Annotated in this window: 25 protein-coding genes and 1 pseudogene; 10 read left to right on the top strand and 16 right to left on the bottom strand. The window is 71.4% G+C overall.

Annotation, left to right across the window (positions count from 1 at the left end):
• Window positions 1–20: 20 nt before the first annotated feature.
• Window positions 21–1,031, bottom strand: a complete 1,011-nt coding sequence (locus SGFS_RS38130; protein WP_286256753.1) for an aldo/keto reductase — start codon at window positions 1,029–1,031, stop codon at window positions 21–23.
• 88 nt (window positions 1,032–1,119) lie between these two features.
• Window positions 1,120–2,094, bottom strand: a complete 975-nt coding sequence (locus tag SGFS_RS38125; RefSeq protein ID WP_286256751.1) for a DUF4394 domain-containing protein — start codon at window positions 2,092–2,094, stop codon at window positions 1,120–1,122.
• Window positions 2,095–2,340: 246 nt separating this feature from the next.
• On the opposite strand from SGFS_RS38125, the gene SGFS_RS38120 reads away from it, so the two are divergent.
• Complete coding sequence (locus SGFS_RS38120) at window positions 2,341–3,450, top strand: endonuclease/exonuclease/phosphatase family protein (protein WP_286256750.1); 1,110 nt, start codon at window positions 2,341–2,343, stop codon at window positions 3,448–3,450.
• 120 nt (window positions 3,451–3,570) lie between these two features.
• On the opposite strand, the gene SGFS_RS38115 is transcribed toward SGFS_RS38120, so the two are convergent.
• Window positions 3,571–4,953, bottom strand: coding sequence for a glycine--tRNA ligase (locus tag SGFS_RS38115; protein ID WP_286256749.1), 1,383 nt, complete (start codon window positions 4,951–4,953; stop codon window positions 3,571–3,573).
• Between the two features lie 205 nt (window positions 4,954–5,158).
• Here SGFS_RS38115 and SGFS_RS38110 point away from each other — a divergent pair, with 205 nt between their 5' ends.
• The 4 genes from SGFS_RS38110 to SGFS_RS38095 are packed head-to-tail and all read left to right on the top strand — an operon-like array spanning window position 5,159 to window position 8,306.
• A complete protein-coding gene (locus SGFS_RS38110; RefSeq protein ID WP_286256747.1) occupies window positions 5,159–6,118 on the top strand; it encodes a metal ABC transporter solute-binding protein, Zn/Mn family in 960 nt (319 codons plus the stop codon).
• Window positions 6,119–6,155: 37 nt separating this feature from the next.
• Entirely contained in the window at window positions 6,156–6,923 is a 768-nt protein-coding gene (locus tag SGFS_RS38105; protein WP_286256746.1) for a metal ABC transporter ATP-binding protein, read from the top strand.
• A 13-nt stretch (window positions 6,924–6,936) separates the two neighbouring features.
• On the top strand, window positions 6,937–7,833 hold the full coding sequence (locus tag SGFS_RS38100; protein WP_286256745.1) for a metal ABC transporter permease: 897 nt from the start codon (window positions 6,937–6,939) through the stop codon (window positions 7,831–7,833).
• 59 nt (window positions 7,834–7,892) lie between these two features.
• Complete coding sequence (locus SGFS_RS38095) at window positions 7,893–8,306, top strand: Fur family transcriptional regulator (protein ID WP_286256744.1); 414 nt, start codon at window positions 7,893–7,895, stop codon at window positions 8,304–8,306.
• Between the two features lie 173 nt (window positions 8,307–8,479).
• On the opposite strand, the pseudogene SGFS_RS38090 reads toward SGFS_RS38095, so the two are convergent.
• The 6 genes and pseudogenes from SGFS_RS38090 to SGFS_RS38065 all read right to left on the bottom strand — a co-directional run.
• Window positions 8,480–8,779: pseudogene (locus tag SGFS_RS38090) on the bottom strand (histidine-type phosphatase); the annotation flags it as partial.
• Window positions 8,749–9,000: a hypothetical protein gene (locus tag SGFS_RS38085; RefSeq protein ID WP_286260473.1), complete on the bottom strand. Its 252-nt coding sequence runs from the start codon at window positions 8,998–9,000 to the stop codon at window positions 8,749–8,751. The gene SGFS_RS38085 and the pseudogene SGFS_RS38090, both read right to left, overlap by 31 nt.
• Before the next feature lie 76 nt (window positions 9,001–9,076).
• A complete protein-coding gene (locus SGFS_RS38080) occupies window positions 9,077–9,604 on the bottom strand; it encodes a YcxB family protein (protein WP_286256743.1) in 528 nt (175 codons plus the stop codon).
• Between the two features lie 3 nt (window positions 9,605–9,607).
• Window positions 9,608–10,444, bottom strand: coding sequence for an isoprenyl transferase (locus SGFS_RS38075; protein WP_286256742.1), 837 nt, complete (start codon window positions 10,442–10,444; stop codon window positions 9,608–9,610).
• Window positions 10,445–10,466: 22 nt separating this feature from the next.
• Window positions 10,467–11,213 carry a DNA repair protein RecO gene (gene recO, locus SGFS_RS38070; protein WP_286256741.1) on the bottom strand — a complete coding sequence of 249 codons (747 nt, stop codon included), beginning with the start codon at window positions 11,211–11,213 and terminating at the stop codon, window positions 10,467–10,469.
• A gap of 96 nt (window positions 11,214–11,309) precedes the next feature.
• Window positions 11,310–11,561: a hypothetical protein gene (locus SGFS_RS38065; protein ID WP_286256740.1), complete on the bottom strand. Its 252-nt coding sequence runs from the start codon at window positions 11,559–11,561 to the stop codon at window positions 11,310–11,312.
• 718 nt (window positions 11,562–12,279) lie between these two features.
• Between SGFS_RS38065 and SGFS_RS38060 the strand changes: the two genes are divergently transcribed.
• A complete protein-coding gene (locus SGFS_RS38060) occupies window positions 12,280–15,378 on the top strand; it encodes an AfsR/SARP family transcriptional regulator (RefSeq protein WP_286256739.1) in 3,099 nt (1,032 codons plus the stop codon).
• Here the strand turns inward: SGFS_RS38060 and SGFS_RS38055 are convergent.
• From SGFS_RS38055 to SGFS_RS38045, 3 genes are all read right to left on the bottom strand, one after another.
• Complete coding sequence (locus SGFS_RS38055; RefSeq protein ID WP_286256737.1) at window positions 15,329–16,150, bottom strand: hypothetical protein; 822 nt, start codon at window positions 16,148–16,150, stop codon at window positions 15,329–15,331. The genes SGFS_RS38060 and SGFS_RS38055 overlap by 50 nt on opposite strands.
• Window positions 16,151–16,228: 78 nt before the next feature.
• Complete coding sequence (locus tag SGFS_RS38050; protein ID WP_286256735.1) at window positions 16,229–16,492, bottom strand: CBU_0592 family membrane protein; 264 nt, start codon at window positions 16,490–16,492, stop codon at window positions 16,229–16,231.
• Window positions 16,489–17,424 carry a cyclase family protein gene (locus SGFS_RS38045; protein WP_286256734.1) on the bottom strand — a complete coding sequence of 312 codons (936 nt, stop codon included), beginning with the start codon at window positions 17,422–17,424 and terminating at the stop codon, window positions 16,489–16,491. Before SGFS_RS38045 ends, SGFS_RS38050 begins: the two co-directional genes overlap by 4 nt.
• A gap of 70 nt (window positions 17,425–17,494) precedes the next feature.
• On the opposite strand from SGFS_RS38045, the gene SGFS_RS38040 reads away from it, so the two are divergent.
• Window positions 17,495–18,427 carry a LysR family transcriptional regulator gene (locus SGFS_RS38040; RefSeq protein WP_286256733.1) on the top strand — a complete coding sequence of 311 codons (933 nt, stop codon included), beginning with the start codon at window positions 17,495–17,497 and terminating at the stop codon, window positions 18,425–18,427.
• Window positions 18,428–18,800: 373 nt separating this feature from the next.
• A complete protein-coding gene (locus SGFS_RS38035) occupies window positions 18,801–19,457 on the top strand; it encodes a M15 family metallopeptidase (protein WP_286256732.1) in 657 nt (218 codons plus the stop codon).
• Here SGFS_RS38035 and SGFS_RS38030 read toward each other — a convergent pair.
• Window positions 19,454–20,380, bottom strand: a complete 927-nt coding sequence (locus tag SGFS_RS38030; RefSeq protein ID WP_286256731.1) for a hypothetical protein — start codon at window positions 20,378–20,380, stop codon at window positions 19,454–19,456. The two genes, SGFS_RS38035 and SGFS_RS38030, sit on opposite strands and share 4 nt — an antisense overlap.
• 76 nt (window positions 20,381–20,456) lie before the next feature.
• Here SGFS_RS38030 and SGFS_RS38025 point away from each other — a divergent pair, with 76 nt between their 5' ends.
• The gene (locus tag SGFS_RS38025; protein WP_286256730.1) at window positions 20,457–20,717 is read left to right on the top strand and encodes a hypothetical protein; all 261 of its coding nucleotides are present in this window, start codon (window positions 20,457–20,459) and stop codon (window positions 20,715–20,717) included.
• A gap of 2 nt (window positions 20,718–20,719) precedes the next feature.
• Here the strand turns inward: SGFS_RS38025 and SGFS_RS38020 are convergent, their stop codons facing one another.
• From SGFS_RS38020 to SGFS_RS38010, 3 genes are all read right to left on the bottom strand, one after another.
• Window positions 20,720–21,397 carry a hypothetical protein gene (locus SGFS_RS38020; RefSeq protein WP_286256729.1) on the bottom strand — a complete coding sequence of 226 codons (678 nt, stop codon included), beginning with the start codon at window positions 21,395–21,397 and terminating at the stop codon, window positions 20,720–20,722.
• 156 nt (window positions 21,398–21,553) lie between these two features.
• Window positions 21,554–21,988, bottom strand: coding sequence for a protein-tyrosine phosphatase family protein (locus SGFS_RS38015; protein WP_286256728.1), 435 nt, complete (start codon window positions 21,986–21,988; stop codon window positions 21,554–21,556).
• A 275-nt stretch (window positions 21,989–22,263) separates the two neighbouring features.
• On the bottom strand, window positions 22,264–23,004 hold the full coding sequence (locus SGFS_RS38010; protein ID WP_286256727.1) for a hypothetical protein: 741 nt from the start codon (window positions 23,002–23,004) through the stop codon (window positions 22,264–22,266).
• 335 nt (window positions 23,005–23,339) lie between these two features.
• On the opposite strand from SGFS_RS38010, the gene SGFS_RS38005 reads away from it, so the two are divergent.
• Window positions 23,340–24,281 carry a dihydrodipicolinate synthase family protein gene (locus SGFS_RS38005; RefSeq protein ID WP_286256726.1) on the top strand — a complete coding sequence of 314 codons (942 nt, stop codon included), beginning with the start codon at window positions 23,340–23,342 and terminating at the stop codon, window positions 24,279–24,281.
• Window positions 24,282–24,430: the final 149 nt, after the last annotated feature.

Below are 24,430 nucleotides of genomic sequence, written 5' to 3'. Positions count from 1 at the left end.
AACCGTACCCGGCGGAAGGATCAGCGCTCGCTGTCGAGGTGGGCCATCGCCGCCGCCGGGTAGCGCTCGCCCGCCGCCGACCCGACCGGGACGGCCTCCTCGATCGCGGCCAGGTCACCGGCGTCCAGGGTCACGTCCAGCGCGCCGAGCGCCTCCGTCAGCCGCTCGCGGCTGCGGGCGCCGATCAGCGGCACGATGTCCTCGCCCCGGGAGAGCACCCAGGCGATCGCGATCTGGGCCACCGACACCCCCTTCTGCTCGGCGATCTTCCGCAGCGCCTCGACCAGGTCCAGGTTGTGCCGGAGGTTGTCCCCCTGGAAGCGGGGCGAGAACGCGCGGAAGTCGCCCGCCGCCAGCTGCCGGCCCCGGGTGAAGTGGCCGCTGATCAGCCCCCGGGAGAGGACCCCGTACGCCGTGATCGCGATGCCCAGCTCACGCGTGGTCGACAGGATCTCGGCCTCGATGCCGCGCGAGATCAGCGAGTACTCGATCTGGAGGTCGACGATCGGAGCGGTGGCGGCGGCCCGCCGGATCGTCTCGGCGCCGACCTCGCTCAGACCGATGTGCCGGACATACCCCTTCTCGACGAGTTCGGCGATCGCGCCGACGGTCTCCTCGATCGGTACGTCGGGGTCGACGCGCGCGATCCGGTAGACGTCGATGTGGTCCGTGCCGAGGCGCTGGAGCGAGTACGCGACGAAGTTCTTCACCGCCGCGGGCCGCCCGTCGTAGCCGGTCCACTCGCCGTCCGGGCCGCGCAGCGCCCCGAACTTGACACTGGTCAGCGCCTGTTCGCGGCGGGCGGCGGGGGCGGCGCGCAGGGCCTCGCCGATCAGCAGCTCGTTGTGTCCCATGCCGTAGAAGTCGCCGGTGTCGAGCAGTGTCACGCCCGCTTCCAGCGCCGCGTGGATGGTCGCGACGGACTCGGCCCGGTCCGTGTCGCCGTACAACGCGGACATGCCCATGCAGCCGAGGCCGAGGGTGGAGACCTGGGGGCCGGCGGTTCCGAGGGTTCGGGATCGCATTGTCATGAGACCACCATGGCATGACAGCTGACAGATTTCAATATCTGTCAGCTGTCACATGTCACCTGTCGGCCCTCTCTCGACCCGCTGTCGGCTACCCCTGTCGCAGCCGGATCGCCAGGTCCCCCACCTGCCTCCCCTGCGGGAAGCTCCCCAGCGACGTCGCCCTGCCCGTCAGCAGGTCGACGCGGAAGGTCCGCGTGCCCGTCACCGCGTACCCGGCGTTCGCCCCGCCACGGTTCGACGTGTAGATGTCGAAGCCGGAGCCGAGGGGTGCGTCGGTGCCGAGCTTGCCGGTGGGGGCGAGGTTGCCGGCGTTGGCCGGGGACTGGAGGGCGATCTGGTCCTGGGCGGTGTCCAGGTCGAAGAGGGTGGTCGCCGTCGCGGTGTCGAGGTCGTTGTTGGTGTACGCAGCCCCGGTCACACCCTGGGCCGTGGCGCCGGTCGTGGCGGGCGGCACCGGCGGGTTGGCGAGGGTGCCGTCGACGGCGGTGGTCCCGGCGGCCGGGGCGCCCTGCGGGTCGTCGAGGTTGTGCCGGAGGTTCTGCCCGGTGTCGCTGATGACGCGGAGCCGGTTGGCGGCGGGGTTGAAGTCGACGCCGAACGCGGCGCCCTGAAGGGCGACGGTGAGCTGCGAGACCTTGGTGGCCTTGGCGCCCACCTCACGGAGGGTGTAGATGCCGCCCTTGTCGCCGACGCCGTACAGCTTGCCGTTCTGGACGCGGTAGTCGATGCCGATGAGCCTGGTGTCGCCCTTGAGGCCGCCGACCTTGCCGAGCGGGAGGGCGGCGCCGGGCCGGTCCACCCGGAAGACGACCAGTCGCTTCCCGTCCGTCGTGAGCCCGATGGCCTTCAGCCCGCCCGGAACGGCCGCCCCACCGAGACCGCCGCCCTTGGACTCGATGCCGGCGCCGGAGGAGGCGGAGGCGGAGGAGGCGGAAGCCCTCGAGAGCTCCGTCGTCCCCGACGATCCTGACGCCGATCCCCCGAACGCCCCCGACCCGACCGCGCCGACCGTCCCGATCGCCACCGCCATCGTGAGTACGCCGATGACTGCCTGCTTGCGCATGTAAGCCCCCGTAGAAGATGCGCGGCCCACCCCCTGCGGGCCGTATGCCTTCTCGTTCGGAGCGGTGGTCGGGGCGGATTGGTGTCCGTGTACGGGTTTTTTCCCGCTGTTCCGGAAATTCTCCCTCACACTCCGTTGGACACCGATCGCCCCCTCTCCCACACTTTGACTTGTCGGCGCGCAGTCAGCTCGGAGCGGCGCCTGCCACCGGCCGCGCGACTACCTGCGCCGCCCGAGGAGGGCGCCATGACCGTCCGTATCGCCACCTACAACGTCGAGAACCTGTTCCGGCGCCCCGCGGTGTTCCGGGTCGCCGACGAGGAGGCGCGGGAGAAGGTCCTGCGGGAGTTCAACGAACTGGTGGACATCCTCGACAAGGAGGTCTACTCGGAGGACGACAAGGCGCGGATCGCCGAACTGGTCGAGGAACACCGCGCCTTCGACACCGTTCCCGAGACCCGGGGGCCGATCTTCGTCAACCAGCTCAAGGGATCGGGCGCCAAGCTCTTCACCCTGTCCGGGGACCCCGACAACCCCACCGTCAAGATCGTGGCCAAGGGCCGGACGAAATGGTCGGGTTGGGCCGAGCTGGTGCGCGACGACCTCAGCCTGGAGTCCGTGCGGAACACGGCACGGGTGATCACCGAGGTCGACGCCGACATCGTGCTCACGGTCGAGGTCGAGGACCGTCTCACCCTGGAACGCTTCAACCAGCAGATCGTGGGCGGCACACCGGGGAGGAAGCCGTACCCGTTCAACATGCTGATCGACGGCAACGACAAGCGCGGTATCGACGTGGGGATACTCAGCCGGCACCCCATCAGGTCCATCCGCTCCCACATCTTCGACGAGCGCAACGGCTCCGGGGAGCGGCTCTTCAGCCGGGACTGCCCCGAGTTCGAGACGGGGCCGGGCGGAACACCGCTGTGGATCCTGGGCAACCACTTCAAGAGCCAGATAGGCGGCGGCGGTGGCCTGCGCCTGGAACAGGCGAAGAGGGTCAGGGAGATATACGAGGCGGCCCTGGACCGCTCGGCGCACGTCATCGTCGCCGGTGACCTCAACGACAACCCGACCAGCGAGCCGATCAAGCAGCTTATGGACGCCGGCCTCCAGGACGCCATGAGCCACCACAGCTACCAGGGACTCCCCGGCACCCACGAACAGGGCACGTCGCCCAAGGGCAAGATCGACTACCTGATGTTCTCGCCCGGGTTGTTCGACCGGGTGCGGAAGGTGGGGGTGGAACGCCGAGGCATCTGGGCCCCGAACACCTTCCCCCACTTCGACACCGTGACCTCGCACCTGACCCAGGCCTCGGACCACGCGGCCCTGTACGCCGACCTGGACCTGTAAACAAACGGTTCCCCGCACCCCGTGAGGGGCGCGGGGAACCGCGCGGCCAGCCACGAACAAACAAACCCGCAGCCGGCCGATCGCCCGGGCCAGGCAACGCCTGACCAGCGAACCAACCGACTAGCAGCCCACGAGCCGCGCGGCCAGGTACCCCTCGATCTGGTCCAGCGACACCCGCTCCTGCTTCATCGAGTCCCGCTCACGCACGGTCACCGCGTTGTCGTCCAGCGTGTCGAAGTCCACGGTCACGCAGTACGGCGTGCCGATCTCGTCCTGGCGACGGTAGCGCCGCCCGATCGCACCGGCGTCGTCGAACTCGATGTTCCAGTTCTGCCGCAGCGCCTGGGCGAGCCCCTTGGCCTTCGGGGACAGCTCGGGGTTGCGGGACAGGGGAAGGACCGCGACCTTCACCGGGGCGAGCCGGTGGTCGAGGCGCAGCACCGTCCGCTTCTCCAGCTTGCCCTTGGCGTTGGGCGCCTCGTCCTCGGTGTACGCGTCCAGCAGGAACGCCAGCATCGTACGGCCGACACCGGCGGCGGGCTCGATGACGTACGGGGTGTAGCGCTCGCCGGCCTCCTGGTCGAAGTAGGAGAGGTCCTGGCCGGAGGCCTTGGAGTGGGCGCCGAGGTCGTAGTCGGTGCGGTTGGCGACGCCCTCCAGCTCACCCCACTCGTTGCCGCCGAACTGGAAGCGGTACTCGATGTCGGCGGTGCGCTTGGAGTAGTGGGAGAGCTTCTCCTGCGCGTGCTCGTACCAGCGCATGTTCTCTTCGCGCAGGCCCAGGCCGGTGTACCAGTTCCACCGCTCCTGCATCCAGTACTCCTGCCACTTCTCGTCCTCGCCCGGCTTGACGAAGAACTCCATCTCCATCTGCTCGAACTCGCGGGTGCGGAAGATGAAGTTGCCGGGCGTGATCTCGTTGCGGAAGGACTTGCCCATCTGCGCGATGCCGAACGGCGGCTTGCGGCGCGAAGTGGTCTGCACCTGGGCGAAGTTGGTGAAGATGCCCTGGGCGGTCTCGGGGCGGAGGTACGCGATCGAGCCGCTGTCCTGGGTGGGGCCGAGGTGGGTGGCGAGCAGACCCGAGAACTGCTTGGGCTCGGTGAACTGGCCCTTGTTGCCACAGTTCGGGCAGTTGATGTCGGCCAGGCCGTTGGCGGGGGCGTACCCCTTCTTCTCCTCGTACCCCTCCTCCAGGTGGTCCGCCCGGTACCGCTTGTGGCAGGCGGTGCACTCGGTGAGCGGGTCGGAGAAGGTGGCGACGTGACCGGAGGCCACCCAGACCTCGGAGGCCAGGATGACGGACGAGTCGATACCGACGACGTCCTCGCGCGACGTCACCATGTAGCGCCACCACTGGCGCTTGATGTTCTCCTTGAGCTCGACACCCAGCGGTCCGTAGTCCCAGGCGGCGCGCTGGCCACCGTAGATCTCGCTGCACGGGAATACGAAGCCACGGCGCTTGCTCAGGCTGACGATGGTGTCGATCTTGTCGGCGGCCACGGTGCTCTCTTCATTACGACGACGGGCGACGAAGCGGATGCGCTCCTGGAGGGAAGCGACGCGCTTCAGAGCGAATGCTTCAGGTTACCGGCGCGGGCTCCCCTCCGATCAAATCGGTTGGGGGCCAGACCGGACAAAGGCCTTACCCAGGGCTTACCAACCGGCTTGTTGACAATCGTTTCCAGATAAGTTGAAAATGACTGTCATGAACGTAGTACGACGACGCCTCATACCCACGGCGGCGACCGCCGCAGCCACCGCCCTCGCCCTCGGTGCCCTCTCCGCCTGCTCGGGCACGGCCGCCGCCGGCAACACGGACAAGTTCGACGTCGTCGCGTCGTTCTACCCGATGGCCTACCTCGCGGAGCAGATCGGCGGCAAGTACGTCAACGTCACGAGCCTGACCCAGCCCGGCCAGGAGCCGCACGACCTGGAGATCAGCGCCAAGCAGACCGCGCAGCTCCAGGAGTCCGACGCGGTGCTCTACCTCAAGGGGCTGCAGCCCTCCGTCGACGACGCCGTCGCCCAGTCCGGGCTCAAGACGAAGATCGACGCGGCCACGCTGACCAAGATGGAGGAGCACGGGAACGAGGTCGGCGGCCACGCGGCCGAGCACGACGACCACGAGGACCACGAGACGTCCGGCCGCGACCCCCACATCTGGCTCGACCCGGTGAAGTACGCCGAGGTCGCCAAGGGCGTCGGCGCCGCCTTCGAGAAGGCCGACCCCGAGCACGCCTCCACCTACAAGGCCAACACGGAATCCCTGGTCCTGAAGCTGGGCGCGCTCGACGACCAGTTCACAAGCGGCCTGAAGAACACCAAGACCAAGGTGTTCATCACCACCCACGCGGCCTTCGGCTATCTCGCCGAGCGCTACGGCCTGACCGAGGAGGCCATCAGCGGCCTCGACCCCGAGTCGGAGCCGAGTGCGGCCCGGGTGCGGGAACTTGAGAAGATGGCGAAGGCCGACGGCGTCACCACCGTGTTCTACGAGACGCTCGTCAGCGACAAGACCGCCAAGACCATCGCCGCCGACTCCGGGCTCAAGACGGACGTCCTCGACCCGATCGAGGGCATCACGGACAAGTCCCGGGGCGACGACTACTTCCAGGTCCAGCAGGCCAACCTGAAGGCGCTCCAGACGGCCCTGGGAGCCAAGTGACCGAAGTGACCCAAGTGATCAACCGGAGGAAGCAGGCATGAGCGAGCCCGTCATCTCCCTGCGCGGCGTCCGCGCCGAACTGGGCTCGCGCACGGTCCTGCGCGGCATCGACCTCACCGTGAACCGCGGTGAGGTCGTCGCGCTGCTCGGCGCCAACGGCTCCGGCAAGTCCACGGCCATCCGCACGGTGATCGGCCAAGTGCCGGTCAGCGACGGCGAGATCGAGCTGTTCGGCACGGCTCGGCGCGCCTTCCGCGACTGGCGGCGCGTGGGCTACGTACCGCAGCGCACGACGGCCTCCGGAGGCGTGCCCGCGACGGTGACCGAGGTCGTGTCGTCCGGCCGGCTCTCCCGCGCCCGCTTCGGCATCCTGCGCAAGGCCGACCACGCGGCCGTACGCCACGCCCTGGAGCAGGTCGGCATGGCGGACCGCGCCAAGGACCCGGTCGACGCCCTCTCCGGCGGCCAGCACCAGCGGGTGCTGATCGCCCGGGCGCTGGCCTCCGAACCCGAGCTGCTGATCATGGACGAGCCGATGGCGGGCGTCGACCTGGCCAGCCAGGAGGTGCTGGCGCGCACGCTCAGGGGCCAGGTCGAGCGGGGTACGACGGTCCTGCTGGTCCTGCACGAACTGGGCCCCCTGGAGCCCCTGATCGACCGGGCGGTCGTGCTGCGCGACGGCTGTGTCCTGCACGACGGCCCGCCCCCGAAGGCCGTCGGCCAGCACGCGCTGCCCGGCCACGACCACGTCCACCCGCACGCGGCCCCCGGCGCCGAGCCGCTCCGCACGGGCCTGCTGAGCTGAGAAGGCGCCCCTGATGGAATTCCTCGACTACGCCTTCATGCAGCGGGCCCTGCTCGCCGCCGTCCTCGTCGGCATCACCGCGCCCGCGATCGGCATCTACCTGGTCCAGCGCCGCCAGGCACTGATGGGCGACGGCATCGGCCATGTCGCGATGACCGGCGTCGGCCTCGGCTTCCTGCTCTCCTGGTCCCCGGTGTGGATGGCGACCCTGGTCTCCGTACTCGGCGCGGTCCTCATGGAACTGATCCGCTGGTACGGCAGGACCCGCGGCGACATCGCGCTCGCCATGCTCTTCTACGGCGGTATGGCGGGCGGGGTGATGCTCATCAACATCGCGCCCGGCGGCACCAACGCGAACCTGATGTCGTACCTCTTCGGGTCGCTGTCGACGGTGTCCGAGGAGGACATCCAGGCGATCTGCATCCTCGCCGCGTTCGTGATCGTGATGACGCTGGCCCTGCGCCGACAGCTGTTCGCGGTGAGCCAGGACGAGGAGTTCGCCCGGGTCACGGGCCTGCCGGTGCGTGCCCTGAACCTGCTGACGGCGGTCACGGCGGCCGTGACGGTGACGGTCGCGATGCGGGTCGTGGGCCTGCTGCTGGTGAGCGCTCTCATGGTCGTGCCCGTCGCGGCGGCGCAGCAGCTCAGCCGGAGCTTCGCGGCGACGTTCGCGATCGCGGTGGCCATCGGGGTGGTCGTGACCATCAGCGGCACGATCACGTCGTACTACCGGGAGGTGCCGCCCGGTGCGACCATCGTGCTGCTGACCATCGGGGCGTTCCTGCTGCTCACGGCACTCGCCGCACCGCTGGCGAAACGGCGGGCGAGGGCACTGGAGGCGACCGCGGGAGACCCTGCGGAGTGTGTGATTCCGACTACGCGAGGCGTGGGTGACGAAGTGGGCGTCTGACCGCGCACGGTCCGGCTGGCACAATGGCCCGGCAGGACAGCAGACGTGAGGAGGCACCGGTGACGACCGCTGGACCCGTACGAGGTCGATCCACCAGACAGCGGGCGGCCGTGGCGGCGGCACTCGACGAGGTCGACGAGTTCCGCAGTGCGCAGGAACTCCACGACATGCTCAAGCACAAGGGCGACTCGGTGGGCCTGACCACCGTGTACCGCACCCTTCAGTCCCTCGCCGACGCGGGCGAGGTCGATGTCCTGCGCACGTCGGACGGCGAGTCGGTGTACCGCCGCTGCTCGACCGGCGAGCACCACCACCACCTCGTCTGCCGCGTCTGCGGCAAGGCCGTGGAGGTGGAGGGCCCGGCGGTCGAGAAGTGGGCGGACGCGATCGCGGCGGAACACGGCTTCGTGAACGTGGCCCACACGGTGGAGATCTTCGGCACCTGCGCGGAGTGCGCGACGAAGACCGTCTAGGGCGTGTTTCGAAAGTCCCGTCTGCCCCGCGACGCCTGGCACGGCACCTCGCCGCGTTGTCGGGATCGTCCGCGTACGCCCAGTACGCGGACGACCCTCCGCCTTGCGACGCACCGCACCAGACGCCGCGGGCCCCGCCCTCCGGGCGGACGACGCCACTTTCGAAACACGCCCTAGGAGCCCGACGCCGTGCGGCCGAAGCAGCGCTCCAGCTCGTTCAGCTCGTAGAAGGCGCTGCCCCTGGACACCGGTCGGCAGCCGGCCTTGAAGGCGGTCTCCTTCTCGTTGTAGAGCATGCGGACGAGATACGTGGAGCCCTTCTCGAAGACGTCCCATCGGATGTTCGCGCCCAGCGGCGCCACGTTCGCACCGCGCCAGGGGTTGTCGGCGTAGGTGTACGGCTGGCCGGCGGTGGCGGCCTTCGTACTGCCGGGCAGGCCCATCAGCGCGGCGAGCGGGATGATCTCTGGGGCGCGGAGCGGGAGCCGTGCCGGGAGACGTTCTCCGTGAACACCGGGACGAAGCCGCCGGGCGGGCGCTGGTGCGTGCGGGCGTTCTGCCGGGGCGCGTACGTGGCCTTCGTCCCGTAGCCGAGGGTGCTGCCGGAGGGGTGCCCTGCGGCGGCCCGGGCCGGCAGCGGGGCGAGCAGCAGGGCGCTGAGCGCGAGGGCCAGGGTTGGGGTCGTGCGTCTCATGGCCTGCATGATGCGCGGACGAGTTGAACGCGCCACGGCTGAGAAGTATGGCTTCTCTCAAGCGTCCCGCCGGCTCCTACAGCCGGGTCAGGTTGTTGCGGTCGAGGAGGGCGCGGAGGCGGTCGGCGTCGGCGGGGGTGCGCAGGCCGCTCTTCGGCAGCATCGTGAAGCGGGTGGCGTGGGTGCCGTCGCCGAGCAGGACGAAGGTGTGCGGGGTCTCCGCGTAGCGGGACACCTGTGACCAGCGGGCCAGGCGTTGGGTGCCCCGGTCGTGCTCGGCCGTCACGCCCCACAGGTCCAGGACCGTGCGGTGGGTGCCGAGCAGCGCCGCCCGGCGATGGAGCAGGCGGGCCTGGAGGCGCGGCAGCACCAGCAGGCCGAGCACCGCCGCGGCCACCATCACCAGGACCTTGGGGTCCGGCGCGGCGCCCAGCAGCAGGGGCACCGCCGCCACGGCCAGCCCCAGCCCGCCGGAGAGGAGCAGCAGTCCCCGCCCCCACCGTCCGAGGGCCGAGGCCCGCTCCGACACCCTCAGTGCCTCGCGGTACTCCCCGGCCGTCGCCCGGTACACCAGCTCGACGTGCTCCCCACCGGCCTCGGCCAAGGGTCAGTCCTCCGTCCGGCCCTCCATGGCCAGCAGTTCCTCGTTCGGGATGGCTCCGCCGAAGCGGCGGTCGCGGGACGCGAACTCGATGCATGCCCGCCACAGGTCACGGCGGTCGAAGTCGGGCCACAGAACGTCCTGGAAGACCATCTCGGCGTACGCGCTCTGCCACAGCAGGTAGTTGGAGGTGCGCTGCTCGCCGCTCGGGCGCAGGAACAGGTCCACGTCCGGCATGTCGGGGTAGTAGAGGTACTTGGCGAGGGTCTTCTCGTTGACCTTCGACGGGTCGAGCCGCCCGGCCTTCACATCCTCCGCGAGCGCCTGCGCCGCGTCGGCGATCTCGGCACGGCCGCCGTAGTTCATGCAGAAGTACAGCGTCAGCTTGTCGTTGCCCTTGGTCTGCTCCTGGGCGACCTGGAGCTCCTTGGCCACCGACTTCCACAGCTTGGGCATACGGCCCACCCAGCGGACCCTGACACCCAGTTCGTCGAGCTGGTCGCGGGTCTTGCGGATGAAGTCGCGGTTGAAGTTCATCAGGAAGCGGACCTCGTCGGGCGAGCGCTTCCAGTTCTCGGTGGAGAAGGCGTACAGGGAGATGTTGCGGACGCCGATCTCGATGGAGCCCTGGAGGACGTCCAGGACGCGCTCGGCGCCGATCTTGTGGCCCTCGGTGCGCGGCAGGCCGCGCTCCTTGGCCCAGCGGCCGTTGCCGTCCATGACGATCGCCACGTGCTCGGGGACCAGTTCGCCGGGGAGCTTCGGCGCGCGGGCGCCGGACGGGTGCGGCTCCGGCGCCTTGTACTCCCGACGCTGCCGCCCCAGGAACCCGCGTACGACCATGTCTTTCTCGTCTCCTCTGTACTTACTTTTCCACGTAACGAAGGGAACGCAGTCCGCGCTCCAGATGCCAGTGCAGGTACGCGGAGACCAGTCCGCTGCCCTCCCTGACGTACCGCGGCTCGCACGCGTCCGCCGTCTCCCAGTCCCCCGTCAGCAGCGCGCCGAGGAGTGCCAGGGTCTGCGCAGAGGGTACGACGCTGCCGGGCACCCGGCAGTCGACGCAGATGGAGCCGCCGGCCGCGACCGAGAAGAACCGGTTGGGGCCGGGCAGCCCGCACTTGGCGCAGTCGCCGAAGCTCGGGGCGTACCCGTTGACGGCGAGTGAGCGCAGCAGGAAGGCGTCGAGCACGAGGTGCGGGGCGTGCTCGCCGCGGGCGAGGGTGCGCAGCCCGCCGACGAGCAGCAGATACTGCTGCACCGCGGGCTCGCCCTCGTGGTCCGTGAACCGCTCGGCCGTCTCCAGCATGACCGTGCCGGCGGTGTAGCGGGCGTAGTCGGTGACGATGCCGCCGCCGTACGGGGCGATGGTCTCGCTCTGGGTGCAGAGCGGCAGCCCACGCCCCACCAGCTCACTCCCCCGCGCGAAGAACTGCACGTCCACATGGGAGAAGGGTTCGAGCCGCGCCCCGAACTTCGACTTGGTCCGCCTGACACCCCGGGCCACGGCCCGCACCCGCCCATGGCCACGCGTGAGCAAGGTGATGATGCGATCCGCTTCACCCAGCTTCTGGGTGCGCAGCACGATGCCGTCGTCGCGGAACAGACTCATGGGGCCCATTCTCGCCTACGGCGCCCGTGCTCCGGGCCGGGCGGCAGCTTTCCGCCACCCCGGGGGACGCCCGGGCCGGCCCCCGGCGGGCCTCCTTCAAGGGACCTCACCCCGGCTGCGGGCGTTCTCGTACGCCGTCGCCGCGCGCAGCCGCTCTATCGTCGTCGCGGCCCGTACGGACTCGGGGGCGCAGTCCCACTCCCGTCCTCCGCCGACCGGCCTCAGCTGTACGTACGGCCCCTCGTGCCCCATCACACGGCCGACCTGCCCGGTGCGGGTGTCGACCGCGTACGTGCCGATCGGCGGCTTCTTGCCGTTTCCACTCACCGCGGGGCCACCGCCGGGCATGCCGCGGCCCTGGCGGAACAGCCGCCCCAGTCCTCCACCGTTTCCTCCGCCTCTTCGGCGCCGCGCGCCGCGTCTCGTCCCCGAGTGCTTCGCCCACTGACCCCTCGGTGCTCCCCTGGCCTCGCGACTTTCACTCTTCGCTTCTCCGCGGTGACCTTCAGTGCCTAGACTCGGCAGGAGTCTGTGCTGCACGCGCGCGGGGCCCTGCCCCTGCCGTCGGACTCCCGCCTGCCCGAGCGGCTTCCGAACGGCGTCCGAGTGGCTTTCGAACGGCGTCCGAGTGGCCGGTCCAGCTCTGGTGAAGCGGATGCACGGCCCATACGATCTGATCGGGCCGCCGGGCCGTAACCGGAAGGCGGCTCTTGCCCTGATCCCCTGATCGAGCCGGTGGCCGAGGACCCAAGACGATGTGCGAGTACGACCGCGACGGCGCTCTCGGTCCGGGAGGCTGACGGCGTGCGGCGTCTCCCGGCACGTGATCTCCGCCTGCCCCTTCCGTCCGCACTGATCACCGTTCGCACCACGCCTTCACAGCAAGCACATACTCGAGTTCTGAATCTCCGCACGGTCTGCCGTGGATGCCCGCTGGTTCCCCCGTTTTCCGACAAGTCTCTGGCGCATCATGCGTCGTGGGAAACCACTACGGCGTGCATCCGCGTCGAACGTTGCGTGAGCAACCGCTGTCCCGGCGGTCAGACAGCACGGAAGATGGGGACCCGTGGAGCTGGAATTCCGACTGCTCGGCCCGGTCGAGGCATGGCACGGCGGGAAGACCCTGCGGCTGGGCGGGCCCAAGCCGCGGGCGCTGCTCGCCGTGCTGCTGCTGAGGGCCGGGCAGGTCGTGCCCGCCGACGCCCTGGTCGACGTGATCTGGGGGGACGATCCTCCGGACACCGCGCGGGCGCTGGTGCAGACGTATGTGTCGGCGCTGCGGCGGGCGTTGCCCGAGGAGGCGGCGGACGCGATCGAGACCCGGCCGCCGGGGTATGTGCTGCGGCCCGGGGTCGGCCGGGTCGATCTGGCGGAGTTCGAGGCGCTCACCGGTGAGGCTCGGCGGGCCGCCGCCGACGGGGACCACGAGGCCGCGGCCCAAATGCTCCGGGAGGGGCTGCGGCTGTGGCGGGGGCCCGCGCTCGGTGGGCTCGGGGGCGCGTTGCGGGGCGAGGCCGGGCGGCTGGAGGAGGCGCGGCAGGCGGCCCTGGAGGAACGTATCGGTGCCGAGCTGGAGGCCGGCGGGCACGAGGCCGAGCTGGTCACCGAGCTGACCGCGCTGGTCGGGGCGCATCCGACGCGGGAGCGGCTGCGCGGGCAGCTGATGCTCGGGCTGTACCGGCTGAGCCGGCAGGCGGACGCCCTCGCGGTGTACGGGGAGGGCCGGGCCGTGCTCGCCGACGAGCTGGGCATCGATCCGGGGCCGGAGCTGAACGCGCTGTACGAGGCGATCCTGCGGGCGGATCCGGCGCTGCTCGGCAATGCGGCGACCGCGGCCGAGACCGCCGAGCCGACCCCCCGGACCGTCTCCCTCCTCCCACCCGCCATCGGGGACTTCACCGGCCGCGAGGAGGAGCTGACGGCCGTCGTCGAGGGGTTGAGCGGGCCCCGGGAGGCGACGCCCGTGGTCGTGGTGTCGGGGGCGGCCGGGGTCGGCAAGTCCGCGCTCGCCGTGCAGGCCGCGCACCGGGTGGCGGCCGAGTACCCCGACGGGCAGCTCTACGCCGAACTGCACGGCTTCAGCGACCCGGTGCCGCCCGGCGAGATCCTCGGCCGGCTGCTGCGCGCGCTGGGCGCCGACCCGCCGGAGGACACGGCCGAGCGCTGCGACCTGTTCCGCAGCCTGCTCGCGGGCCGGCGGATCCTGCTGGTCCTCGACGACGCGGGCGGCGAGGCACAGGTGCGCCCGCTGCTGCCGGGAAGCTCCGGCTGCGGGGTGCTCGTCACCTCGCGGTCCCGGCTCGGCGGGCTGGTCGGCGCCCGGCGCACCGACCTCGACGTCCTGGACGGCGTACGGGGCCTTGAGCTGCTGACCCGGATCACCGGGCCGCAGCGGGTGCGGGAGGACCCGCGCGAGGAGGCCGCGGCGCGGCGGATCGTCGAGCTGTGCGGTGGTCTGCCGCTGGCCCTGCGGATCGCCGGTGCCCGGCTCGCGACCCGCCGCCACTGGACGCCCAGCGTGCTCGCCGAGCGCCTCGCCGACGAGCACAATCGCCTGGACGAGCTGTCGGTCGGCGACCTGGAGGTACGGGCGAGCCTCGGGCTGAGCTACCAGGCGCTGGACGCCGACGCCCGCCGGGTGCTGCGCCGCCTCGCCACGCTGGGCTCCGCCGATGTCGCCGTCTGGACGGCGGCCGCCCTCGCCGATCTGCCGGAGGACGAGGCGGAGGAGGTCGTGGAACGGCTCGTCGACGCCCAGCTCCTGGACTGCCCCGGCACGGACCAGCTGGGCCAGCCCCGCTACCGCCTGCACGACCTCGTCCGGGTGTACGCCACCGAGCGCGCCGAGGCCGAGGACCCGGTCGCCGACCGTACGGCCGCGGTGGGGCGCGCCCTGGTCGCCGGGCTGTGGCTGATGGACCGGGTGACGGAGGCGGCGCCGTCGGGTGCGGTGATCCTGCGGCAGCGGCTGGACGGCATCGGGAAACCGAAGGGGTCGGCCGCCGCACAGGCGTGGGAGCCGTACGCCTCCGATCTGCACAGCCCCGATCCGCTGCCTTCCGTCGGGCCACGGACCACCCGGCGGGCCCTGAACGACCCCTACGGGTGGTTCGACGCGGAGGCGGACGCGCTCACCACGGCTGTGGAGCGGGCCGCCGCGATGGGGCTGCACACGCTGGCCTGCGAGGCCGCGGCGGCGCTGTGCTCGTCCTCGTTCGCGATCAGCAACCGGTTCGACGCCTGGTGGCGCAGCCACGACGCGGCGCTGGCCGCCGCCCGGCGCGCCGAGGACCGCGGCGGCGAGGCCCTGCTGACCGTCGGCCTGGGACAGCTGCGCTACGAGCAGGACCGCATCACCGAGGCCCAGGTGTACTTCCGGCAGGCCGAGCGGATCCTCGCCGAACTGGGTGATGTGCGCGGCCGGGCCGCCGCCCTCGGAGGGCTGGGCATCGCCTGCCGCGAGGTGGGCGAACTGCGCGAGGCGCAGCGGGTGCTGGCCGACGCGGCCACCGGTTTCCGGCAGGTCGGCGACGACACCGGCATCGGGTTGACCTGCCGGTACGCCGGTTCCGTGCTGCTCGAACTCGGCGACCGGGAAGGGGCGTCGGTACTCCTCGACGAGTCGCTGGGGGCGTACCGCAGGCTGGGCAGCAAGCGCGGGGAGGCGCTCGCGCTGCGCACGCTCAGCCTGGTGCACCGCTCCTTGGACGACTACGCGGAGGCGGCGCGCATCGCGGACCGGGCGCTGGAGCTGCTGCGCCCCCTCGGCGATCCGCTGATGGCGGCGTACGCGCTGCGGGCCGGGGCGAAGGCGCGGATGCGGCTGGGCCGGACGCGGGAGGCGGAGGCGGAGCTGGGCGGGATCCTGGAGGTGTGCCGGACCCATGGGGACCGGTTCGGCGAGGCCCTGACCATGCGCACGCTCGGCGAGTGCGCGCTCGCCGAGGGCCGGTTGGAGGAGGCGGATCAGCGGCTGGTGACGTCCGTCGCCCTGTGGGACGTACTCGGGCTGCCGCTGAACCGGGCGCGTGCCCTACGGAATCTGTCGACCGTGCGGGAGGCGCTCGGCGACACCGCCGGGGCGGCCGCGCTGCGGGCCGAGGCGATGGAGGTGTTCACCCTCTGCGAGGCCCGCGAACGGCTCGAACCATGGCCGCGGGTGTGAGGCGGGCGGTGGCGGCTTCCGGGCGGCGGGCTCTGAGCTGTCGCCAGGTGGGCTTGGGGCAGCGGCCCTTGGGCCAGGGGTCGGTGAAGTCCGTGTAGGGCACGATGAGCGGCGGCAGGCCGATCTCGACCCAGTGGGCCTTGCCCGACCTCAGGTCCCAGCCGTCGTTCGGGATGCGGATGTGGTCGGAGCGGTGGTCCTTGTCCTGGCTGGTGATCTTGAGGACCTCCACATGGCGGAGACGGGTCCTCATGACCACGCAGTAGCGTTCCTTCCCGGCGTCGGAGTCCCGGAAGGGGACGAACGCGTGCCAGATCTCGCCGGGGGCCGGGCGGCGACGGCCGTGGTTGAAGCCACCGTTGTCCCACCAGCGCACGGCCAGATGGCTGAGGAACGCGGTGAGTCCGGCGGCCCCGCCCTGCGCCAGCGCCCGGGAGCTCCAGTCCGGCGAGTCGAACCGGGTCTCGGCCCAGGCCACCGCGGCCCGGCTCGCCACGAGCACGACCGCCGCGTGGGCGAGGTAGGTCCACCAGGGGCTGGGCCGGGACCACCGGGTGAGCGCGGCGACGCCGAGCGCGACGGCGACGGGGGCGCCGTACACGACCGCGTGCTGCTCGAAGCCGTGCAGCCGCACCGGGGGGTCCTGGGAGGCCATCAGGTCGACCACGGTGACCGGCAGTGCCAGGACAGAGCCGACGACCGTCCACACGCTCAGCAGCAGATAGCCCTTGACGGCAAGGCCGAGGCAGGACGTGTTGGTGCGACGGGCCACCGGTCCCCCTTTCCCGAAGATCAGGAACATGATCCGGGCGCGGGGTGCGGTCCGGGATCCGTGGAATTACGTACACGTTCAGGGAAGGCGAGGCGTCCGGGGCGTACGGCGGGTGAGTGCGGCCAGGCCGATGGCGATCCAGGCGGTGTTGAGCAGGGCGGACGGCCAGGCCTGGTGGTAGCCGGAGTTGAGGGTCAGGGCGGCCGCGCCGAGGAGGTTGAGGAGTTGGAAGGCGCGGCCTCCGGCGGGGATGCGTTCGGCGGAGGCCAGCGCGTAGGCGGCCAGGAGCAGGGCGGCTCCCATCCAGCCGACGGCGGTGATCGCCGTCTGCGCCGCCGTCACGACTCCTCGTCGAGGAGGGCGTACGCCCGGACCGGGAAGGTGCCCATGCCCTCGACGGCCGGGGGTGCGGCATGGAAACGGAAGCCTTGCGGGGGCAGCTGGTCCAGTGCGCACAGGTGTTCCACGATCGGGATGCCGGCGTCGAGCAGCGTGGTGTGGGCGGGGCGGGTGCCGTCGTCGGTGTCGTCGATGTTGAGGGAGTCGATGCCGACGAGGGCGGCGCCCTGCTCGGCGAGCCAGGCGGCGGCGTCGGCGGTGACGTACGGGTGGCCGTGGCCGTAGGCCTCGGTGCCCCAGTGGCGGGACCAGCCGGTGTGGATCAGTACCGCCCTGCCCGTGACGTCGTACGGCAGGAGGGCCTCGCGGTCCACGACCCGGCGGCCGCTGTCCTGGACGCGTACGACCAGGCCGTCGAGGTCGATGAGGCGGGTGAGCGGCAGTCCGGCGATGTCGTGGCGGCCGGTGAAGCGGTGGAAGGGGCTGTCGAGGTAGGTGCCGGTGTTGGACGCCATCGAGATGTGGCCGATGGCGAACTCGGTGCCGGGCGCGTAGACGTCCCGGGACGCCTCGTGGGTGAGGAACATGCTGATCTCGGGGGTGGGCAGGCCGGGGTAGGTGACCATGCCGTGGCGGATGGGGTGGCTGAGGTCGACGAGCCGGCGGCTGCCGGTCCCCCTCCCCCCGGGCCGCGGGCCGGTGACGCCCCGCGAGCCCTTGTGCGGCTCGCGCAACGGCTGCCGCCCGCTGATCCGGACCTCGTCGACCATGAGCAGTCCGAGGTGGCGGACGAGCAGGTCGGCCAGCTCGGCGTCGCCGATGTCCGCGTCGGGCACGTCCAGGACGAAGCCCTGGGTCTGCAGGCCGCCGCCGTTGGTGAAGGTGATGTCGGCGTCGAAGCGGACCCGCCACTGCTCATCGTTCTTGTCGCTCATGCCCCGATCTTCTGTGCAGTCCAGCTTTACTACAAGCAAGATTTTCTGAAGCGGCACTACAGTGCTACTTATGGAACTGGACCCTCGGCGCCTGCGCGTCCTGCGTGCGGTGGCCCTGCGTGGCGGTGTGGTCGACGCGGCCAAGGTGCTGCATCTGACGCCCTCGGCGGTCTCGCAGCATCTGGCCCAGCTGGAGCGGGAGGTCGGCCGGCCGCTGATCGACCGCTCCCGCCGCCGGGCCGGGCTCACCCCCGCCGGACGGCTGCTGGCCGCCCGCGCCGAGCGCATCGAGCAGGAACTCGCCGAGGCCCGCCGTGAACTGGAGCTGCTGTCCGGCCGTTCGACCGGCCCGGTGACGATCGCCGCGTTCTCCTCCGCCGTCTGCCATCTGCTGGTCCCGGCGCTCGCCGCCCTTGCCCGCACCCACCCCGGTCTGGAGCCGAGGGTGGTCGAACTGGAGGGCGCCGAGGCGCTGCGCGAGCTGCGCACCGGAGGGCTCGATCTGCTGGTCGCCGAGTACGACCGCGACGACGGGCCCGACCCCGACCGGCAGGGCAAGGACCTGGACTCCGCCGCCGTGGCCGACGACGAGTACCGGGTCGTCACGCCCGCCGACTGGACCCCCGTGCCGCGCACGGTCCGGGATCTCGCCGAACGCCCGTGGGTCGCGAGCCCGCCCGGCACCGCCTGCGGTCGCGCCCTGGAACGGATCTCCGCGCAGTACGGCTTCACCACGCGCCGCGTCCACGAGTGCCGGGAGTTCCCGACCGTACTGGCCCTGGTGCGGGCCGGGCTCGGCGCGGCCGTCGTACCGACTCTCGCCCTCGCCGACGCCCCGCCCGAGACGGTCGCGCTCCCGGCCGTCCCGGTCGCGGGTCACCGCCGGATCGCCGCGGTGTGGCGCGCCGCCCGCTCCGGCCCCGAGCCGCTGACGTCCACGCTGGTCGGAGCGCTCCAGGAGGCCGCGGTGGGACTCGGACTCACGCCCGCGTCGACGACTTGAGGTGCTGCCCCGGCCGGCTTGAGGTGCTGCCCCGGTCGGCCAACGGCGGCTGGAATCCGCTTGCGGCGGACTTGCAGAGAACTTCCAGCGGAGTGGACGAGTCTGGTTGCTCTCGGGGGAACAACGGATCGGCCGGGCGACCACCGCCCGGCCGGTCGGCCCACCGGAACGGACGGGGGTCGAGCCGGTGGACACCAGAACGGATCCGGGGGAACGTCCGCCTCCGGAACACAGACCATCACTCCAGGGGGGAAGCCCCCGGGGAGGGACATCAGGGGATCAGGTCCCTCCCCGGGGTGCTGCCGCGCAGCCCCCCGACGCACCCCTCACGCACCGGCCCCGTGCACTCCGTGTAACCCGTGGAAGACGCCGCATGCCCTCGATCATTCTGATGAACGACCCCGAGGTCGCCCGCGTCCCCGTCCGGGACTGCGAGGAACCCCTCGTCGATCTGCGGGAGTTGCCCTTCGTGACGGTGGACCCCCGGCAGGCCGACGCCGAGGGTGCCTACGCACTGATCCGCGAGGGCGTCGCCTGGCGGCTGGCCCGCGCCGCACGTCTGCTTCCCGACGGTCTGCGCCTCCTCGTCACCGAGGGCTACCGTCCGCTCTCCCTCCAGATCCACTATTTCGAGTCGTACGCCGCCGAGCTGCGGCGCGCCAACCCCGACTGGTCCGAGGAGCACCTGCGCACCCAGACCAGCCGTTCCCTCTCCCCGCCGGAGATCGGCCCGCATGTCGCCGGGGCCGCCGTGGACCTGACCCTGTGCACGGCCACGGGCGAGGAACTCGACATGGGGACGGCGGTCGACGCGAGCCCCGAGGAGAGCGACCTCGCCTGCTACACCGACGCCCCGAACATCTCCGACACGGCCCGCCACAACCGCCGCGTCCTGTCCGCCGCGCTCGGCACGGCGGGGCTGGTCAACTACCCCACCGAGTGGTGGCACTGGTCGTACGGGGACCGGTACTGGGCCCTGATGACGGGCGCGCCGACGGCCCTCTACGGCCCGGCGGACCCGCTCCGTTAGAGGAGCTCCGCCGAGCCCGGCGCGAACACGTCGATGAGGGTGTCGATACGGATCCGCAGGTCACCCGAGTCCGCGCCGGTGACGGTCACGGAGACCTCGTCCTCGCCCGCCTCCCGGGCGAGATGGACGTCTATGACGTGCGCGGGACCGACGAGGGTGAGGGTGTGCTCGTACGGGGCGCACTCCGCGTACGTCGTGCCGAGGGCGGGGGCGAGCGCGTCCCAGTCGATCACCTCGGTGTCGACGTGGTCGCCGCGGACGACGTAGTCCCAGAGGTGTTCCAGGAAGCGGCGCAGGCCGGTGGGGGCGACGGTACCGCCCACGTCGTCGGGGCCGCGGCGTGAGCGCCGGCGGGTGTGGTCGTCGTCCTTTGGCGGGATGCGGTCGGGCAGGCCCTCGCTCACGGCGCACCAGCCCTGCCCGGAGATGTGCGAACCCGCCCAGAGGTCGAGCCACCGGACGACGGAGACGGGGTCGTACGCCGCCGTGGGGAGCTGCGGGACGCGTTTGCGGCCGGTCGGATCGAGGCGGTACGGCGTCCTGAACGCCTCGGCCCAGCGGTCGAGTTCGGGGCCGAACCGCTCCTCGGCCTCCTGCGCCCCGACGCCCAGGTAGTGCGCGATCTCCGCCCAGGACGCCCCGCGTTCACGCTCGTACACCACCGCCCGGACCAGGACCCCCTCCGCGGCCCGCGTCAGATACACCGCCTCACTGACCCGGCCACCGAGGCCGGTGTACGTGTCGTGGCGGGTCGGCACCAGCGCGTGGGCACCGCCGGCGGTGCCCACGGCGGCGGAGGAGAGGGCGAGGCGGGCGAGGGCCTCGCGGGAGAAGGCGGCGCGTTCGGCGTCGTACGGGGTGGTGTCGTAAGGGGTGGTGTCGGGCGGGGTGGTGTCGGGCGGTGTGGTGTCAGGCGCGGTCACGGGGGTCAGGGTGGCATGGCCCTGACGGAGGCGTCGCGTCGTTTTCCGGGGGCGGCGACGCTGGTGACGGGGACGGGTGGAGGACGTCGAGGAGTACGGCCTCGGTGCGGGTACGGGCCTCGGGGGGGGGCAGCCCGGTGCGGGCCGGATGGCCGATGAGCGCGCCCAGGAGGGGGCCACGTACGCGCTGTGCATCACCGTGTCGCCCGCCGACTCGCTGACGGACGGCGCCGCCATGCCGCTGCCGGACACGTCGTACGACTCGGTCGTCTGTTTCGTGTCGGTGGAGGTGCACGAGCGGGGCGGCAGCCTCCGCTTCCGGGGACGCCGTCCCTGAGGTCAGCGCACCTTCTCCAGGCTCGCGCTCACCGACTGCTCGGTGCCGTCCCGCTTGAACCCGGTGTAGGCGAAGTCCAACACGCCGTCCGGCTCAGCGGTGAGGATGATCCGGCCGCCCTTGACGCAGTTGCCGGACTCGATGTACTCGCCGAGCGTGACGGCCGCGTTGTCCGGGTTCATCCCGGTCAGGGTGACGACTCCATGGCACTCGGACGCCGCCATCTCGTAGTGGATCTCGCCCACTTCGCCCCCGAGGTCACCCCCGGTCAGTTCGAGCCGCACGCGGTAGGAGTCGACCGAGTCGCTGTCCAGTTCCGTGGCCGTACCGACCCAGGCTCCGGAGAACTCCGTCGGCAGCCGGCCCGGTTGGACCTCCGCCCGCGTCACCGAGGCCGAGGCCGACGGGGTCGATATGGACTCGGCCGACCCCGACGGCGTGGGCGTGGGGGACGGCGTGGGCGTGGGCGACTGCGCCGACGACGACGGTGTCTCGGCGGCCGCCTGCCGTGAACCGGCCTCGGACCCGGCGCCCATCACCACCATCGTGGTGATCAGCGCACCCGTGATGGTCGCCGCCGCCGTGATGAGGGCGGCGAGGATCGTCGTACGGCTGTGCCCGGACGTGTCGGGCGGGTAGGGCGGGGACGGTGGCGTGGGCGGAGATTGCGGTGTCGTCACTGAGCAGCCTCAGGTGCGGAGTTCGGTGGACGTGTTCCGGCCAGGTCGGCAGGGTGATCAGCCTCATAGTGCCGTCCGAACTCGGACAACGGACCGCTTTCCTCGGATTACCCCAGAAATATCAGGACTGGATCACGCGGAATCGATTCAGCATCCTCAGTAGTCCCGGAAGCCCCGCACATACCTCCGCTGCCACGGCGTCTCCACCGCATGCCGGTCGTAGTTCCTGCGTACGTACGCCACCGCCTCCTCCGGCGGTACGCCGTCCAGAACCGCCAGACAGGCCAGGGCCGTTCCGGTGCGGCCGCGGCCGCCGCCGCAGGCGAACTCGACGCGGTCGCTGTCGGTCCGCTTCCAGGCGTCCCGGAAGACCTCCGCGGCCCGCGCCCGGTCGGCGGGCAGTCGGAAGTCGGGCCAGCGCAACCAGTGGGACTCCCAGGGAACTTCGGGCGGCTGCTTGCCGAGCAGGTGGACGGCGTATGTGGGGGGCGGGCCGTCCGGCAGCGGGTTTCTGAGGCCCCGGCCGCGCACCAGTCGGCCGGAGGGCAGCCGCAGTACGCCGGGGTCGGTCGGGTTCCAGGGGTCGGTCATGGGCTGAGCGTAGGCAGGGCTGAGCGTGCGCGTCCGGCACTTCGCAGGCGTCGCGGGCGTCGCGGGCGTCGCAGGCATCGCAGGCATCGCAGGCGTCGCAGGCGTCGCAGGCGGAGACGAGCGCCTCGACGCCGGGTGCTTCGGCCGCGCGCGCCCTGCGCAGGCGCGCCCGTCGCGCTTCTCGCGCCCCTTCGATCGCTCGTACGCGCGGAGGAACGAGGGATCCGAAAGGTTCGGTGGTCGGCGGGAGAACGCGTGGCTGGACAGCGGTTCCGTCATCTCCCAGCCGACGGCACCGAGCTGGAGTCCAAGGCGTCCCGCACCTGACGGTGACCGGTCTCGTCACGGGACCAGACACACACGTGACGGCTCGGCCGCTCCCGGTGCCAGCTGTCGTAGTCCCTGACGGCGATCGTCTCCGACAGCCGCCAGCGCGAGGAATCCCAGGAGGCCTCGGGCACCTCGCGCAGGCCGTCGAGGAGTTCCACCGCCCGGGCGACGGCACCTCCCATGGGCCAGGGCCGCCAGGTCGCGACGCCGTCGGTGAGGGCGTGGGACTCGATCAGGTGCGGGATCGAGGGGGCGACCCGGAGGTAGGGGCTGCCGCCGTCGACGTCGGTGCCCACGCTTCCGTCGGTGTGGAGCAAGTCGCGGCAGGGCTTCGACACCCGCTCGCCGATCCATTCGAAGTACCAGCCCTCGCCGCCGGGGTCCTGCCACGCCCGCGTGTCGACGCCCATGTGGTCGTACTCCCAGCCGTAGGCCCGCTCCCACCGCTCGCCGTCCACGACCAGGCTGCGGCGTACCTCGTAGCGGAGGCCGCCGAATCTCCGCTCGAATCCCTCGCATCGGACGACGAGGTCCATGGGGGCGGGGACGAGGACGCCGTGGCGGTCGCGTGCCCGCCAGAGTTCGATCGGGACCTCGAACCGCGAAGGGCGCTGGCGTCGCCCCGAGCGATGGAGGAAGTCCCTGGCGCGGGCGGAGAGTTCCGAGGGGTCTTCCAGGATGTGCATCCCGAACTTCGTTTCCCGAGGAAGTGAGGCTGTCGGGCGGACACGCTACCGGGCACGAGACTCCCGTGCGGGCCGTGGCCCGATCCCGCGGAAGTGGAGCTGAGGTATCCACGAAGGACACCGGCGGCGGCAATGGGTAGAACGGAACGGTAACCGCTATTACCGGTTACGACTACAACAGCACCTGGGACCCGACGCGGATCGCGCGACCCGACCCCGATGGTCGGCCCGGTTCCGCTGCCACGGGTCGAGCGCGCCCGGGATCAACGCCATGGCCGGGGAAGGCTTACAACGAGATACCCGGTAACGACGTACGGAACTTCCAGGGAGCCCGCATGACCGTCCTCGCCGCCCCGCTGACCGGTGTCGTCCCGCCCGTCTGCACCCCGCTGACACCGGAGGGCGAGGTGGATGTGCCGTCGCTGGTGCGCCTGGTCGACCATCTGGTGGGCAGTGGCGTGTCGGCGCTGTTCGTCCTCGGTTCGTCGTCGGAGGCGGCGTATCTGACGGACGCGCGGCGGCGCCGGGTCGTCGAGACGGTGGGCGCTCATGTGGCGGGGCAACTGCCGGTGCTGGCCGGGGTGATCGACATGACGACGCCAAGGGTCCTGGACCACGTCAGGTCGGTGACGGAGGCCGGCGCGAACGCCGTCGTCGCGACGGCCCCCTTCTACACCAGCACCCACCCCGCCGAGATCGCCCGCCACTTCCGCCTGCTCGCGTCCCGTTCACCCGTCCCCGTCTTCGCGTACGACATCCCTGTCTCCGTCCACAGCAAGCTGAGCGCGGAGGTGGTACTGGAGCTGGCGGCGGAGAGGGCGCTGGCCGGGCTGAAGGACTCCAGCGGCGACCTGGCCGGGTTCCGAGCGGTCGTCACGGGTGCGCGTACCGACGCGGGCGTCACCGGATTCACCGTCCTCACCGGGTCCGAGCTGGTCGTGGACGCGGCGTTGGCGATGGGGGCGGACGGGGCGGTGCCGGGTCTGGCGAACGTGGACCCTGCCGGGTACGTACGCCTGCACCGACTTTGCCGGGCCGGGGACTGGGAGCGGGCTCGGGCCGAACAGGAGCGGTTGTGTGAGCTGTTCGGCATGGTGAGGCTCGGGGCGCAGACGGGGCGTATGGGCGGTAGCTCGTCGGCGTTGGGCGCGTTCAAGGCGGCGTTGTATCTGCGGGGGGTGATCGCGTGCCCGGTGACGGCGGAGCCTCAGGTGGGGTTGTCCGACGGGGAGATCGAGGGGGTGGGCAAGTTTTTGGCGAGGGCGGGTCTGCTGTGAGGGGTGGCCTTTCCCGCCCCGCCGCACCGCGCCCCTGAAATCCCGGGGCGCAGCCCGGCTTTTCAGGGGCGCGAGGAACTGCGCGAGCAACCCACCACAACCCGCACCCGCCAACACACCCCACGCGCCCGGCAACACCGCCCTGCCGG

This window comes from Streptomyces graminofaciens (assembly GCF_030294945.1).
Lineage (GTDB): Bacteria > Actinomycetota > Actinomycetes > Streptomycetales > Streptomycetaceae > Streptomyces > Streptomyces graminofaciens.
The sequence above is the reverse complement of the archived record's forward strand: the minus strand, read 5'-3'. Positions and strand labels throughout refer to the sequence as shown.